Source organism: Bacillus thermozeamaize, assembly GCA_002159075.1.
GTDB classification, from domain to species: domain Bacteria; phylum Bacillota; class Bacilli; order ZCTH02-B2; family ZCTH02-B2; genus Bacillus_BB; species Bacillus_BB thermozeamaize.
In genome coordinates this window covers 1-1,944 of record LZRT01000023.1, presented here as the reverse complement: position 1 = coordinate 1,944, position 1,944 = coordinate 1, and the positions used below count along the sequence as shown (strand labels likewise).

Sequence of the window (1,944 nt, the reverse complement as noted above, 5' to 3'; positions counted from 1 at the left end):
TTTGTCTTTGAGGCGATAGCTGTTCCCGCGAATATTGATGACATGACAGTGATGCAAAAGCCGGTCGAGAACCGCTGTTGCCAGCACAGGATCGCCCATCAGTTCGCCCCACTCGCCAATGCTCTTGTTGCTTGTCAGGATCATGCTGCCCTTCTCATAGCGGGCCGACACCAACTGGAAAAACAGGTTCGCCGCAAGCGGATCCAGGGGCAAATATCCCACTTCATCCACCACCAGAAGGCGCGGTCTCAGGTACACCCTCATCCGCTTGTCCAGCCGATTCTCCTCATACGCCTTCCGCAAATCGCCCACAAGTTGGGCAAGCGAAACGAAATATACCGGCACTCCTTGTCCAATGGCCTCCATGGCGATGGCAATCGCCAGATGGGTCTTGCCCACTCCGGGCGGACCCAAAAACAGGACGTTTTCCTGCCTGCCGATGAACGAAAGACTGGCAAGCTCCCGGATGAGTCGTTCATCCATGCCGGGTTGGAACGAAAAGTCAAATTCATTCAAAGTGCGACGGTACGGCAGATGCGCCAGTTTCATGCGCACCTCCACATTCCGGCGCTGACGCTCCTGAAGCTCGGCCTCCAACAGTTCATTCAGAAACGACAGATACGTGCTTTGGCCGTAGCTGGCGGCTTCAAGGATCGCATCCAGCGCTTGGGCGGCCTGTCCCAACCCCAGCTCCTCCAAACGATGGCGGGCTTGTTCCAGCTCGATCATGTTCCCACCTCCATCAGCCGCTCATACACCTCCAGCGAACGCACTTCCACGTCCTGAACCGGAATCCGGATGCCCAGCGGCTTGGGGTACACATTCCCTTGGGTCGTGCTGAGGTTCGCATACTGTCGTTCGCACATCGCCAGTGTCCGCGACTGGGCTTGTTTCTTGTGCCGGGCAATGAGCTGCTGTTCCCTGTAAATCTCGATGAATCCGCCCACGTCCCGCACCGTCACTTCCCGGCCGCTGTGCGGCCAGGGAACCCCATACCGCACACCATCATAACTTACAAATCCGTCCCGGCTGACTTTCCGCACCTCAAACCGGTATTTGGCCAGACGGTCCGCTGGCGGAAGCGCTCCAAGCGGCTCCCGCGCCAGCCGATCAATCGGACGTTCCCCGGTCGTCCCGTGAATGCGCCGGTTTTGCTCGTCGCACCACTGCCTCGCTTGACGGTTCAGGTCCTCCACATCCGTAAACCGTCTGCCCGCCATGAAATTCTGCTCAATGAATCGGGCGGCCCGTTCCACCTTGCCTTTGGTCTGCGGACGCTTGACCCGGCAAACTTTGGGAATCATGCCGACCGTGGCGGCAAAATCCTCAAACAGCGGATGCCATCGGGGTCTGCGGTCATCGCCCATGCCCAGAATGACCGTTTTCATCCGGTCTGTCAGCATGGTCTGCGGAACCCCGCCAAAGTACTCCAACGCGTGGATCAGGCAGCGCAAGAAACTGTGAATGTCGCATCGTTTGGCAAACTCGATGTACATCGCACGGGAATACCCCAGCACCATCACAAACACCGGGATCTTGCGGACATTTCCGTCCACATCAATGTACTGGCAAATCTTCCAGTCCACTTGCGCCTGGTACCCTGGTTTCGTTTCGTAACGCTGCACGGCCGGGATCTTCCTCGGCGGCCGGCGCGGTCTCACATAATCCTTGATAAGGGTGATGCCGCCGGTATAGCCTTGTTCTCTAAGCAGACGCAAGAGCACTTCACAGTTGAAAATCCCTTGAGCTATCGATTGGTCAAGAAAAGGTTTGAAAGGATCGAGTTTGGATCCTCGCTTTTTGGGATAACGCGGTTCGGGAATGCCGTTGGCGCGCAAGTATTTGCGCACGGTATTTCGGGCATGTCCCGTGATGCGGGCAATTTCCCGAATGCTCTTGCCACTGGCGTAAAGTTCATGTAAGCTGATCACAGTCCCACTCCTT

General features: G+C 56.9%; 2 protein-coding genes. Both read right to left on the bottom strand.

The features are described from left to right. Positions 1-729, bottom strand: a 729-nt coding sequence (locus BAA01_12245; protein ID OUM90056.1) for an AAA family ATPase, incomplete at its 3' end; no start/stop codon positions are given. Beyond that, the gene (locus BAA01_12240) at positions 726-1,931 is read right to left on the bottom strand and encodes an integrase (GenBank protein OUM90055.1); all 1,206 of its coding nucleotides are present in this window, start codon (positions 1,929-1,931) and stop codon (positions 726-728) included. The genes BAA01_12240 and BAA01_12245, both read right to left, overlap by 4 nt. Between the last annotated feature and the right edge of the window lie 13 nt (positions 1,932-1,944).